We start from the raw sequence: 12,647 nt of genomic DNA, 5'->3' as shown, positions 1-12,647 counted from the left end.
TCAAGGTCTTGACAGTACGGCGTCGGCGGACCAATGATGCGGAGAAGTTGACCTGACTGTCAAGTCAACTTTTGGCGGTGGAGGGTCCTCATGAGCGATGCCGTGCCGGACATGCGAGAACTCGGGAGCAAGGTCAGCAACTGGGGCCGCTGGGGCGCGGACGACCAGCGCGGCGCGACGAACCTCATCACGCCCGAGCGGGTACGCGCCGCCGCGGGACTGGTCCGGCGAGGCGACATCTTCGACCTCGGCATCCCCCTGGACTCGGACGGACCCCAGCCCGGCGGGGCGCGGATCAATCCGATCCGGCTGATGTCGGAGAACGGCCAGGAACAGGTGCTGCCCGGCGGCTACCGGTGGGCCGACGACTACGTCTTCATGCCGCTCCAGGCCGCCTCGCAGTACGACGGGCTCGCCCACGTCCACTACGACGACCGGCTCTACAACGGTCACCCGGGCGACAGCGTCACCGTCAAGGGCGCGGCGTTCAACGGCATCGAGCACCAGGCGCGGGGCATCGCCGGCCGCGCGGTGCTGCTGGACATCGCGCGCCTGAAGGGCGTCGACTGGCTCCCGGCGGGCACCGCGATCACTCCGGAGGACCTCGACGCGGCCTGCGAGGCGCACGGCGTGACCGTCGGGCCGGGCGACATCCTGCTGTTCCGCACCGGCTACCGGCGCAAGTTCCTCACCGAGCGGGACCCGGCCTCGTTCATGGCGGGAGAGCCGGGCCTGGGCCTGGCCACCGCGCGGTGGCTGCGCGACCGCGACGTCGCCGTGGTCGGCTCGGACAACTGGGGGATCGAGGTGCTGCCCGGCGAACGCGAGGGCGCGCTGTTCGAGCTGCACATGGTGCTCATCCGCGACATGGGCCTGACCCTGGCCGAGCTGCTCGACCTGGAGGAACTCGCCGAGGACTGCGCCGCGGACGGCGTCCACGAGTTCTTCTACGCCGGGCCGCCGCTGAAGTTCACCCGCGGCATCGGCACCCCGATCAACCCCCTCGCGATCAAGTAGGGCGACACCGATGCTCATCAGCGACGTCATCGAGTTCCCCGCGCGCCGGCACCCGGCGCGGGTCGCGCTGCGGTTCGAGGAGCAGAGCATCACCTACGCCGAACTGCGCGACCGCGTACGGCGGCTGGCGAACGCCCTGCGCACCGTCGCCGTGCCGGGGGACCGGGTGGCCGTGCTGTCCGGCACGCGGCCGGAGTACGTCGAGGCCTACTACGGCGTGCCCATGGCCGGCATGGCGCTGACCTTCCTCAACCACCGCCTGCACCCGGCCGAGATCGCCGCGATCGTGGACCATGCGCAGGCCGCCGTGCTCATCGTGAGCGGCGAGTACCTGGACACCATGCGCGACCTGCGCGAGTCCATGCCCACCGTCAAGACCCTCGTCGGCCTCGACGGTGGTGGCGACGTCGCGTACGCCGACCTGGTGGCCGGCGCCGACGCGTCCGAGCCGCCGCGGGCGGACGAGGACTCCCTCGCCTGGCTGGTGTACACGAGCGGCACCACCGGCCGGCCCAAGGGCGCGATGCTCAGCCACCGGGCGCTGACCACCGGCGTCACCGGCTCTGCGCTGCACTGGGAGCTGCCCGACGAGACCGTCTTCCTGTTCTGCTTCCCGCTGTGCCACGTCGGCGGCTACGCCCTCGTGGTCCACCACCTGCGCGGCGCCACGGTCGGGCTGATGCGGTCCTATGACAACGAGACGTTCCTGCGGCTGGTCCAGGAGTGGCGGGTGACCCAGACCGGGCTCGCCCCCGCGATGATCGCCTTCCTGCTGCGCCACCCCGGCATCGAGCGGTACGACCTGGGCACTCTGGAGGCCATCGGCTACGGAGCGTCGGCCATCCCGGCCGAGGTGCTGCGGGAGGGCCTCGCCCGCCTGCGCTGCGACTTCTACCAGGGCATGGGCATGACCGAGCTGGGCGGCAACGTCCTGCACTTCGGCCGCGCCGACCACCGCCGCGCCGCCGCCGGGGAGACGCACCTGCTGGCCGCCGCCGGCCGCCCGATGCACCTCGCCGAGCTGCGCGTCGTGGACGAGGACGGCGCCGACGTCCCGGCCGGTGAGCCCGGCGAGATGGTGATCCGCGGCGACCAGGTGATGTCCGGGTACTGGCGCGAGCCCGAGCTGACCGAGGAGAGCTTCCGCGACGGCTGGTTCCGTACCGGCGACATCGTGCGCCGGGACGAGGAGGGCTTCGTCTACATCGTCGACCGGATGAAGGACATGATCATTACGGGCGGGGAGAACGTCGCCTCCCGCGAGGTCGAGGAGGTCATCCACCGCCATCCCGCCGTGGCCGAGGTCGCGGTCGTCGGCGTGCCCGATCCGGCGTGGGGCGAACGCGTCTGCGCGGTGGTCGCGCTGCGGCCGGACGCGCACGCCACCGCCGAGGACATCACGGCCGTGTGCCGCGAGCACCTCGGCGGCTACAAGGTGCCCCGGCGGGTCGAGTTCGTGCCCGCGCTGCCGCGCAACGTCGCCGGGAAGATTCTCAAACGCGAGGTGCGCACGCGCCTCGCCTCCACCCCAGAGGAGTGAGTGAGCATGGCCGGAAGGAACCCCGAGTTCGAGCTGGGCGGAATCAACCACCTCGCCCTGGTGTGCTCGGACATGCGGCAGACGATCGACTTCTACTCCGGCGTCCTCGGCATGCCGCTGATCAAGACGATCGAGCTGCCGGGCGGCATGGGCCAGCACTTCTTCTTCGACTGCGGCGGCGGCGACTGCGTGGCGTTCTTCTGGTTCCCCGACGCGCCCGACGGCGTGCCGGGGATCTCGGCGCCGCCCGGCCGGCCCGAGCAGGGCGACCTGCTGAGCGCGGTCGGCTCGATGAACCACGTGGCCTTCACCGTGCCGCCCGAGCGCTTCGAGGAGTACCGCCGCCGGCTCAAGGCCAAGGGTGTCACGGTCAGCCCGATCCTCAACCACGACGACAGCCCGGCCGGGATCGCCCGCGAGATGTACGACGGCGTGTTCGTCCGGTCCTTCTACTTCCAGGACCCCGACGGCATCCTCCTGGAGTTCGCCTGCTGGACCCGGGAGTTCACCGACGCCGACGTCTCCCACACGCCCAGGACGGCGGCCGACCGCCGTACGCCCACGCACGCCTGACCCGGAGGACTCATGCCCCGCCTGCGAGAGGTACCCCGCGCCGAGGTCACCGACGAGCGGATCCTGTTCTTCTACGACCGCCTGTTCGGCCCCGACCGCGACCCTGCCGTCGACCACGGCACCGCGACCGGCTCACCCGGTGACTGGTGGACCGTCTTCGCCCAGTCCCCGGAGGTGTTCCGGCACGCCGTACGCGGCTTCGCGCTCTACCGCGACGCGAAGCTCGACCCGCTGCTGCGCGAGCTCGGCCAGTCGCGGGCCGGCTGGGCGCGCGGCAGCCGGTTCGTCTTCTCCCAGCACTGCAAGCAGCTGCGCGCGCTGGGCGTGCCGGAGGAGAAGGTCCAGGCCGTCGCGTACTGGCAGACCGCCGGCTGCTTCTCCGAGCTGGAACGCGCGGTGCTCGCCTACACCGACGGTCTCGTGCTCGACGGCGGCCGGGTGCACGACGAGATCTTCGCGGTGCTGAGGAGACATCTCAGCGACGAGGAGATCCTCCTGCTCACCTACATCACCTGCCTGTACGACATGCACGCGACGATGGCCAAGGTGCTGCGGCTGGAGTTCGACGACGTGGAGGAGCCCGTCGTCGAGGTGGCCGCGCCCGAGGGGTACGGCTCGCGCGACATCGCCGACGACATCGCCGGAGACGGCCGATGACGTTCGAGGTGCCCGAGCGCGTCCGGCCGGTGCGCGACGCCGTGTACGCCTTCATGACCGAGCGGGTCGAGCCCGCCGAGCCGGTCCTTGTCGGCGGCGGCGCGGCCGCCGCCGACAAGCTCCGCGAGCTGCGAGGCGAGGCCAAGGACGCCGGGCTGTGGGCACTCGGGCACCCGGCCGAACTGGGCGGAGGCGGCCTGCCGTTCCTGGACTACGTGTTCGTCAACGAGGTGCAGGGCCGCAGCGAGTGGGGCCAGCTCGCCCTCGGCACGTTCACCCTCCAGGACTCCCTCATGCTGCACGAGTACGCCGACGCGCGCTGGCGCGAGCGGTACCTGGCGCCGATGGTGGCGGGGGAGGTGTCGCCGAGCTTCGCGATGACCGAGCCGGACGTCGCCGGCTCCGACCCGACCGGCCTGTGCACCACGGCCGAGCTGGATGGCGACGAGTGGGTCATCCGGGGCCGCAAGTGGTTCACCACCGGTGCCGCGGCCGCCGCGTACACGACGGTCATGTGCCGTACGGAGCCGGAGGGCACGCCGCCGCACCGGGCGTTCAGCATGATCATCGTGCCGACCGACACACCCGGGTACCGGATCGTGCGCGACCTTCCCGTGCTCGGCCTCGCCGGCGGTCACTACGAGGTCGCCTACGAGGACGTGCGCGTGCCGGCGAGCAACCTGCTCGGCCCGCGCGGGGAAGGATTCCGCATCGCGCAGCGGCGGCTCGGCCCCGGCCGCATCTTCCACTGCATGCGCTGGCTCGGCCAGGCGCAGCGCGCCTTCGACCTGCTCTGCGAACGACTGAACTCCCGCAGCGCCTTCGGCGGACCGCTCGCGGACAAGCAGCTCATGCAGCGGCACGTGTTCGAGTCCTACGCCGAGATCCAGTCCGCGCGGCTGCTCACGCTCCAGGCCGCGCACCGAATCGACGCCGGCGACGAGGCACGCGTCGAGATCTCCGTGATCAAGGTCGTTGGCGCGCGGATGCTGCACAACGTCATCGACCGGGCCATCCAGGCGTACGGCGCGGCGGGCCTCACCGACGACCTGCCGCTGTCCCGGATGTACCGGCACGCACGCGAGGCACGCCTGTACGACGGCCCGGACGAGGTGCACACGCAGAGCGCGGCACGCCGCGTCCTGCGCGAGTACCGGAACGGCGGCAACTGGGAGTTCGGCCTCCGCTGAGTTCTACCGGAAGGACAAGAAGGCATGCCGACCGATTCGTCCGCCTCCGCTGGGCCGCTCGCCGACCTTCGCGTCGTGGAGATGGCCCAGCTCATCGCGGGCCCGTTCTGCGGGCAGCTCCTCGGCGACTTCGGCGCCGAGGTGATCAAGCTGGAGCCGCCGGGCACGGGCGACCCGATGCGGCAGTGGGGCCGGGAGAAGCCGCACGGCCGCTCCCTGTGGTGGCCGATCATCGCGCGCAACAAGAAGTCGGTGACCTGCGACCTGCGGACCCCCGCGGGACAGGACCTGGCCCGGCGTCTCATCGAGCGGGCCGACATCGTCGTGGAGAACCTCCGGCCCGGCACGCTCGAACGCTGGGGCCTCGGCTTCGACCGGCTGCGCGAGACCAACCCCGGCCTGGTCATGGTGCGGGTGACCGGATTCGGGCAGACCGGCCCGTACGCGCCCCGTGCCGGGTACGGCTCGATCGGCGAGGCGATGGGCGGACTGCGGCACGTCACCGGCGATCCCGGCAGCCCGCCCTCGCGGACGGGGATCTCCCTCGGCGACTCACTCGCCGGCCTGTTCGCCGCGCTCGGCGCGCTCGCCGCCGTGAACGGCCGCCGGCGGACCGGCCGGGGCCAGGTCGTCGACTCGGCCATCTACGAGGCGGTACTCGCGATGATGGAGTCACTCCTGCCCGAGTGGGAGGTCGCCGGCTACCAGCGCGAGCGCACCGGACCGGTGTTGCCGAACGTCGCGCCCAGCAACGTCTACCCCGCCAAGGACGGTGAGATGGTGCTGATCGCGGCCAACCAGGACACGGTCTTCAAACGGCTGGCCGCCGTGATGGACCACCCGGAACTGTCCACCGACGACCGCTACGCCACGCACGCCGCACGTGGCCACAACATGGCGGAACTGGACGAACTGATCTCCGGGTGGACCGCGAACTTCGGCGTGGAGGAACTACTCGCACGACTGCACGACGGAGGAGTACCGGCGGGCCGCATCTACACCGCCCGCGACATGTTCGCCGACCCCCACTTCGCAGCCCGCGAGGCCATCATCCGTCTCGTCCACCCGGAGCTGGGAGAACTCCCGATGCACAACGTCTTCCCCCGCCTCGGCGAGACGCCCGGTACCGTACGCGCGCTCGGCCCGCTGCTCGGCGAGCACAACACCGAGATCTACGGCGACCTGCTGGGCCTGAGCGAGAAGGAGCGCGCCGCCCTGGCCGAACGCGGCGTCATCTGAGCCGTACCTGCTGGGTGTCGATGTCCGCGTCGCGCTGGGCGAACGCGGTGTGATCCGAAGCGTGTTGGATGTCCGGCATGAGCATGCTGGACTACGACCGCGAAGCCGATCATTACGACGCGACCCGCGGCGGGGACGCCAGAGCCGCGTCGGCGGCCGCCGCGGTGCTGGCCTTGTTGCCGTACGACACCGCGCGGCTGGCCGACCTCGCATGCGGGACCGGGATCGTCACCGCCCGCCTCGGGGGACCGGGTCGGCGGGTCATCGGAGTCGATCTCTCCGCGGGGATGGCCCGTGTCGCCGCGGCGCGACTGCCCCACCGGATCACGATCGGCGATGTGACCAGGCTTCCACTGGCCGACGCGTCGCTGGACGCCGTGGTGATGATCTGGCTCCTCCACCTGATGAACGGACCGGCCGGCGCCGCGGCCCTGACGGAGGCCGCACGCGTGCTGCGGCCTGGCGGGTCACTGCTCACGACGGTGGACAAGAACGCCGCGGTCTTCGCCGTCGGCGGCGACACCACCGCACTGGTCAAGCCCGTGCGCGCGGCCTACGCGGCACCGGAGACGGACGCCACCGGCCGCGTGACCGACCTGGCCGGCCGGCTCGGCCTGACGGTGACCGCTCAGACCGAGTTCATCGGGACCGGGCAGGGGCGAACCCCACGCCAGTGGCGCGAACGGCTCCTGGGCGGTGCGTTCGCCTGGGCCGAGGCCGCCGGTGACGACCTGACCGCCCTGTGCGAGCGGCTCGAGGCACTTCCGGACCAGGACCGGCCGCGCGCGGATCCCGTCTATCGCCTCGTCCGGCTCACGAAGAGCTGATAACCGGCCCACCGCGGACTCCTCTCACCAGGCCCCGCGTCCTTGGCGGGTTTCCTCGGTGGGGCGCTGACTTGGTGGGGGAGGTCGCGGGCCGACCCGGTGTAGCCGGTGTCGACTTCGACTTTCACCGTGGGGTGCAGTCGGAGTTGCTCTTCGATGCCCTCGGTCCGGACCTGGGTGACGTCGTGCATCCGTCCAGGGCGCACCGCACCGAGCCACAGGTCGAGGCGCAGCGTGACCCCTTCGGCCTCGGCGTAGGCGAACACGTCCTCCAACGTACGCAGCCGCAGACCGGGCCGGTCCGGGACGGCAAACCCTCAATGCGCTCGGGAGTCGTCGCCATAACTGCAGGCGGCCCCAAGAGGGCTGCTCGCGGGGCCTCAGCGCAGTGCAACCTCGCCCGAGTGGACGGCACGCATGGCACGCTCAACAGTCTCTTGGCTTTCGCCGACCGGAGCCACGTAGCCGATGACGTCGCGCGCGGCATCCTCCCCGAGCATTCGGGTGATCACCCACGTGGCGAGATACTGGGACGCCAGGCAACCGCCCGCCGTAGCGATGTTCCCCTCGGCGTAGAACGGCGCGTCCAGCACAGTGACGCCACAGGCTTCGACAAAGGGCCGGCTCTTGATGTCCGTGCAAGCAGGCATGCCACCCAGCAGCCCGAGGCGAGCCAGCACCAGCGCGCCAGAGCACTGTGAACCGATCAGCTGTCGCGAAGGGTCGAGCGACAACATGGAAAGCAGCCGGTCGTCGGCGACCACGTCGCGTGTCTTCACTCCGCTACCGATCAACACGACGCTGGCCTCGGTCACGAACTCCATCGGGCGCTGCCCAGTCACCTCGACGCCGTTCATCGACGTGACCACCGGCGTTGGCGTTGTGATGAAGGACTCCAAGCCATCCTTACGACACCGGTTGATCAGCGCGGAAGCAATGAAGCTGTCGAGCTCGTTGAACCCGTCGAAGGTGACCACGGCTACCTGCATCACAACTCCTTCATGTACGGGATCAGATGCCCAGTCTCCCTGGCGCGCCGTTCCAGGTCGAGAGCCAATCAGCGGCTGACGACATGCTTACCGGCGCTCTTCGCTTCGAGCTCCGAGCCTGAGCGCCGTACTTACCGTCCCAACCGACCTGCTGACGTCCCGAGGCTCGCCATGCTCAGCTCAGCGTGAGCACAATCGTGCTCGCCCTCGTAAGAGGACATCTCGGTGGTGGTGGCGGTAGAGCATGGCAAGGGTGCAGGGGCAGATGGCGCCGCCACGGTGGTAGGGGGTGGTGTGGTCGGCTCTTCGGCAGCCGGGGAAGCGACATCGGCGGTCCCGGTGTCCGACCAGCCGACGCATCGCCGTGGACGGCCGGTAACGGGCGACGCCGTGCGCGGGGTGCTTCTCGCTGACAAAGCCGTCCCTGGACGCACGGCCGGACACAGTGCCGGGAGCAGCTCTACGACATCGCGGTGGATGTCGCGAGGCGGTGCGGCGAGCGTGTTGGTGAGGGTGGTCAGTTCGGTGCGGGCGGTTTCGGCGATGGCGTCGTCTGCCGCGGTCCAGCCGGGGTCGCCTGTCCTGAGGGTGGGGAGGTCGGTCGTGTCGGCGGGGGGCTCGCCGGTGACGAACGTGCCGTGTAGGAGTCCGAGGAACACATCCGCGCGGAGTCGGTCGGTGGCGCGGTCGTCGCCGTCGTGTTCGAGGCCGGTGGCGATCGCGGTGACGCGGCCGTACGCGGCGCCGGCGGCGTCGGCGTGCAGGTCCACACCGCTTAACCGCGCCGTGCCTTCTGCGGTCTCGACCAACTCCACGGCGCGGTGTGTTTCAGCTTCTTCGCGTCGCCGGTCTGCCGCTTGGGGGTCCAGCCGTTTGATCAGCCGCCGGATCTTCGCGCGGATCTGCCCGGTGGTCTGCTCCGGCGCCTTGGGCAGCACCATCTTCTCAACGGTGGAGGCGAGCCTGTCATCGACCTGGTCGATGCCATGCCACATCGTCCGAGCCTTGAGGTAGTCGATCCGCCCGGAGGCCAGCGCCGCGAACGTACCCGGCAGCCGCTCGGTCAACTCCGTCGCGAACCGGACCAACCCATCGGCCGAGGCAGAGGTGAGCGTCAACGCCTCCGCCACCTCGTCGTGCACGTGATCGGCCGCAGAAAGCACCTCCACCACGGCATCACGATCCTCCGCCTCGGCGAACCGCCGCCGGGCCAGCTCCGCGATCGCCGCCAACTCCACCGCCTGCACCCGCGACGCCAGCTGACGCGCCTCCACCATCACCTCGACCAACTCGCGGTCGGACAACTCACCGGGCAAGGACGTCACCATGCGCATTCACCCCCCGCACGTCTCCGGCCCTGGACTCGAACACAATATCGAGCCGTTCCAATCCACTCCAGTGACATTTCGGGCATTCCAAAAAAGGTTTCGTTGATCTGGGTGCCGGAAATGGAAAACGAGTGAATTGTCTTTTCTCGGCATTGATAGGTCTCAGATGGCGGATGTGCGGGGATGAATCCGCGTTCACTCCCGCCCTCGGCCGCCACCGTGGTCCGAAGGTCGATGAGCGCCAGTTCCGCTAGCCGGCGGCGAGCTTGTCCTGGGTCTGCCAGGAGGTCTGGAGGGCGGCGCCGGATCCGCGGCACCGTCCGACGTTCACGGTCACCGAATCCTCCGTGTGTTTCGTCTTCGGGCCGAAGCGCGCCTTGGGGCCGTTGTCGAAGGCGCGTACGCGGCCGTCGCGGGAGGACAGGACCGTGCTGATGTAGGTGTTCGCGGCCCCGACGACGTGCCCGCGGAGCTGGAGGCAGAGGTCCCAGCCGTCCTTGGCGGCGGTGTCGGCCAGGACCGCGGTGCCGGTGTACGCGCCGCGGCAGACCGACACCTTGAGCAGTGCGGAACCGGCTCGGGTCACGGTGTACGCCCGCTGGTAGTCGCGGCAGCCCTTGGCCGGCTTCTTCGTCGGCTTGGCGATGGGAGCGCCGGACCGGACGCCGTTGAGCTGGGGCCGGTGCGTGACCGGCGTCGGTGTGGGCGTGGGAGTGCTCGGCACGGTGACCGCCGTACGGACCGGGGGAGCGGTGGCGGCGTCGCCGCCGTCCGGCCACAGCGGCACCGCCACGGCGGCACCGGCGACGACCACGGCCGCTCCGGCGAGGAGCGCCCACCCGACCGTCCGCCGCCGCCCGGAGGCGGACGCGGGTGCGGTGGTGGGCGTGGAGGCGGGAGTCAGCGCCGACCGCGCCGGCGAGGGTACGGACCGCGGCGGGGAGCTCGATGCCGGTGACGTACGGGCCGGGCCGGAGCCCGAGGGCGAGGCCACGGCCACCGGCACCGTCGGCGGCGCGGCGGAGCCTGGCGGCGCGGACCCGGCGGGAGACGACGGCGCGGCGGAACGTGACGGCACCAGTTCGGAGGACGGCGACTCAGCCGCGGTGGGAGACGACGGCGTCGCGGAGTGCGGGAGCGCGGGTGCGGTGAAAGAGGACGGCGCGCCGGAAGATGATGTCGCCGGTTTGTTCGGAGACGGCGGCGCGGTGGACGTCGGTGGCGCGGACGCGGGGGGAGACGAGGGCGTACCGGAGTGCGCGAGCGGGGGTGCGGTGGGAGACGACGGTGCGGCGGCGTGCGGAAGAGCGGGCGTGTTGGGAGCCGACGGCCCCGTCGGCGACGGCGGTGCGGGAGGAGATGACGGCACGCCGGTAGGTGACGGCCCTGGTCTGTTGGGGGACGGCGGCGCGGGCGCGGCGGGCGACGACGACGGGGCGGAATGCGAAGGCGCGGACGTGGCGGGAGACGACGGCGCTTCGGAAGGTGACGGCGCGAATTCGTCGGGGGACGACGGCGCGGCGGGCGTGGCAGTCGCTGGCAGACGTACGGACGCCGCCCATGGGCTCGGTGCCTCCCCGGCCGGTGGCGCCGCACTGGATGTCCCGGTGACCGGTCGGGGCATGCCGGGGGTTTCGGCGGCCGTCTCGTCGGCGGCGGCCGGTGGTGGGAATGCGGGGAACGCCGGAGGCGGTGATGCCGCCGCGACGACGGGCTGGGGAACGGTGTCCGCGGGGATGGCCGCCTGCGTGGCGGTCGCGGGTGCGGCTGGTCGAGCAGCCGGGGACGGGACCGGTTGGCCGGGCGGCGGCGCCGTTGGTCGGGCGGTCGCGGGTGCGCCCGGTTCGGCGGACCGGGAGGTGACTGGCCGGCTGGCCGGGGACGTGGCCGGTCCGCCGGCTGAGGACGCGACTGCCTGACCGGTCGGCGGCGCGACCGGTTGTCCGGTCGGCGGCGCGGCCGGTTGTCCGGTCGGCGGCGCGGCCGGTTCGGTGGCCCGGGGGGCGACTGGCTGGCCGGCCGGGGACGCGGCCGGTCGGCCGGCTGAGGACGCGACTGCCTGGCTGGTCGGCGGCGCGACCGGTTGTCCGGTCGAGGACGCGGCGGGCTCGGCGGCCGGAGGCGCGATCGATTGGTCGGCTGGGGAGGCGGGCGGTTGGGCGGCCGCGCGTGAGGCCGGTTCGGTGACCGGGAGTGCGGCTGGCTGGCCGGTCGGGGACGCGACTGGCTGGTCGACCAGAGACGCGGGCGGTTGGGTGCCCGCGTGTGAAGCCGGTTCGGTGGCCGGGGGCGCGGCTGGTTCGGCGGCCGGGGATCCGGCCGGCTGGCCGGGCAGGGAGGCGGCCGGGGTAGGGGTGGCCGGCTTCTGCTCCGGTGGGGCCGCGCCGAAGGCCGGGGGTGGCATCAGGGGCTCGTCGACGGTGGCCTCGTGGCCGAGTAGGCCGGCCTGGGCCTGTTGGGCGGTCGGACGGCGGGCCGGGTCCTTCGCGAGGCAGGCGGACACGACCGATCGCAGCGGCTCCGGCAGGGCGGAGACGTCCGGCTCGTCGTGCAGGATGCGTTCCATCACCGCGTGCACGGACTCGTTGCCGAACGGCGGGTGGCCCGTCGCGGCGAACAGGATCGTCGAGCCCCACGCGAACATGTCCGCGGGCGGGCCGATCTCGTCGCCCTTGACCTGTTCGGGCGCCATGTACGACGGTGTGCCGGCACGGGCGGACTCGTTGTTGCCCGCCGCGCCGAGCGCGCGGGCGATGCCGAAGTCGATGACGCGCGGTCCGTCGGGGCCCAGCAGGACATTGTGCGGCGTGAAGTCGCGGTGGACTATGCCGGCCCGGTGGATCGCGGCGAGGGCGGTCAGCGTGCCGATGGCCAGGCGTTCGAGCGCGCCGCCGGTGCGGGGGCCGTCGGTGAGGATGTGGGAGCGCAGCGAGCGTCCCTCGACGTACTCGCTGACGATGTACGGGTGGTCGCCCGCGAGATCTGCGTCGAGCACTTGCGCGGTGCAGAAGCGTGCGACCTTCTTCGCCGCGGACAGTTCACGTACGAACCGGTCGCGGGCGTTGGGGTCCGCCGCCATCCGTGCGTGCAGTAGTTTGATCGCCACCTGCTCGCCGGAGGGACTCTCCCCGAGGAAGACGACACCCTGGTTGCCCTCGCCGAGCCGGCGCAGGAGCCGGTGGCCGCCGAGCTCGGGCGGATCGCCCGGGCGCAGCGGAAGGCCGTTGGCCATGGGTGTGTCCTCCCGGTCAAGCCATCGTCCACAGCGCGTCAAACGATAGCGCCGG

11 protein-coding genes are annotated in these 12,647 nt (G+C 71.6%); 7 read left to right on the top strand and 4 right to left on the bottom strand.

Features of this window, described 5'->3' with window-relative positions; translation table 11 throughout:
* Positions 1-90 precede the first annotated feature (90 nt).
* From ACQEV1_RS38575 to ACQEV1_RS38545, 7 genes are all read left to right on the top strand, one after another.
* A complete protein-coding gene (locus ACQEV1_RS38575; protein ID WP_433401192.1) occupies positions 91-1,017 on the top strand; it encodes a cyclase family protein in 927 nt (308 codons plus the stop codon).
* 10 nt (positions 1,018-1,027) lie between these two features.
* Positions 1,028-2,557 (top strand): class I adenylate-forming enzyme family protein, encoded by a 1,530-nt coding sequence (locus tag ACQEV1_RS38570; protein WP_433401189.1) that lies wholly within the window; start codon positions 1,028-1,030, stop codon positions 2,555-2,557.
* A gap of 6 nt (positions 2,558-2,563) precedes the next feature.
* Complete coding sequence (locus ACQEV1_RS38565; RefSeq protein ID WP_285581576.1) at positions 2,564-3,130, top strand: VOC family protein; 567 nt, start codon at positions 2,564-2,566, stop codon at positions 3,128-3,130.
* A gap of 12 nt (positions 3,131-3,142) precedes the next feature.
* Complete coding sequence (locus tag ACQEV1_RS38560; protein WP_285628519.1) at positions 3,143-3,787, top strand: carboxymuconolactone decarboxylase family protein; 645 nt, start codon at positions 3,143-3,145, stop codon at positions 3,785-3,787.
* On the top strand, positions 3,784-4,977 hold the full coding sequence (locus ACQEV1_RS38555) for an acyl-CoA dehydrogenase family protein (RefSeq protein ID WP_433401184.1): 1,194 nt from the start codon (positions 3,784-3,786) through the stop codon (positions 4,975-4,977). The genes ACQEV1_RS38560 and ACQEV1_RS38555 overlap by 4 nt, the downstream gene beginning before the upstream one ends.
* A 24-nt stretch (positions 4,978-5,001) precedes the next feature.
* A complete protein-coding gene (locus tag ACQEV1_RS38550; protein ID WP_433401181.1) occupies positions 5,002-6,216 on the top strand; it encodes a CaiB/BaiF CoA transferase family protein in 1,215 nt (404 codons plus the stop codon).
* A gap of 77 nt (positions 6,217-6,293) precedes the next feature.
* Entirely contained in the window at positions 6,294-7,043 is a 750-nt protein-coding gene (locus ACQEV1_RS38545) for a class I SAM-dependent methyltransferase (RefSeq protein WP_433401178.1), read from the top strand.
* Here the strand turns inward: ACQEV1_RS38545 and ACQEV1_RS38540 are convergent.
* The 4 genes from ACQEV1_RS38540 to ACQEV1_RS38525 form a co-directional block, all read right to left on the bottom strand.
* The gene (locus ACQEV1_RS38540) at positions 7,013-7,309 is read right to left on the bottom strand and encodes a hypothetical protein (RefSeq protein ID WP_433401175.1); all 297 of its coding nucleotides are present in this window, start codon (positions 7,307-7,309) and stop codon (positions 7,013-7,015) included. The genes ACQEV1_RS38545 and ACQEV1_RS38540 overlap by 31 nt on opposite strands.
* A gap of 114 nt (positions 7,310-7,423) precedes the next feature.
* Positions 7,424-8,032 carry a DJ-1/PfpI family protein gene (locus ACQEV1_RS38535; protein WP_285628533.1) on the bottom strand — a complete coding sequence of 203 codons (609 nt, stop codon included), beginning with the start codon at positions 8,030-8,032 and terminating at the stop codon, positions 7,424-7,426.
* Positions 8,033-8,163: 131 nt separating this feature from the next.
* Entirely contained in the window at positions 8,164-9,360 is a 1,197-nt protein-coding gene (locus ACQEV1_RS38530) for a DUF222 domain-containing protein (protein WP_433401172.1), read from the bottom strand.
* 250 nt (positions 9,361-9,610) lie between these two features.
* Positions 9,611-12,592 carry a protein kinase domain-containing protein gene (locus ACQEV1_RS38525; RefSeq protein WP_433401169.1) on the bottom strand — a complete coding sequence of 994 codons (2,982 nt, stop codon included), beginning with the start codon at positions 12,590-12,592 and terminating at the stop codon, positions 9,611-9,613.
* Positions 12,593-12,647 lie beyond the last annotated feature (55 nt).

Origin of the sequence: Actinoallomurus sp. CA-142502 (assembly GCF_050936355.1) — a bacterium.
Lineage (GTDB): Bacteria > Actinomycetota > Actinomycetes > Streptosporangiales > Streptosporangiaceae > Actinoallomurus > Actinoallomurus iriomotensis.
The sequence above is the reverse complement of the archived record's forward strand: the minus strand, read 5'-3'. Positions and strand labels throughout refer to the sequence as shown.